Origin of the sequence: Xanthomonas albilineans (genome assembly GCF_002939705.1) — a bacterium.
GTDB lineage: Bacteria > Pseudomonadota > Gammaproteobacteria > Xanthomonadales > Xanthomonadaceae > Xanthomonas_A > Xanthomonas_A albilineans.
Map to the genome: position 1 here is coordinate 1 of NZ_MDCB01000113.1, position 374 is coordinate 374.

At 66.8% G+C, this 374-nt stretch carries 1 protein-coding gene; it reads right to left on the reverse strand.

From position 1 onward, the window contains the following. The coding region (locus tag XalbCFBP2523_RS15995) for an AMP-binding protein (protein WP_146084161.1) at positions 1-374 on the reverse strand (374 nt) is incomplete at both ends.

Here is a 374-nt window from a genome sequence, read left to right on the forward strand (position 1 = left end):
TGGGCATGGGCGATGACGACGCCCTTGGGGGTGCCGGTGGAACCGGAGGTGTAGATGAGGTAGGCCGGATGTTGCGGCAGCAGATCGGTGCGCTGCGGTGCGTGAGTGGGTTGTTGTGCCCAGGTGTCGGTATCCGTGTCGATCCGGAGGAGGGTGATGTCGTCGCGCTCCTGCCATGCGTTCGCCAGCGCATGTTGGGTGATGAGCACGCGCGGTTGCGCATCGTCGAGCATGAAGGCCAGTCGCTCGGCGGGATAGGCCGGGTCCAGCGGCAGATAGGCGGCGCCGGCCTTGAGCACGGCGAGGATGGCGACGATCACCTCCACGCCGCGGTGCAGGAACAGTGCGATGCGATCTTCCGGGCCGATGCCGTG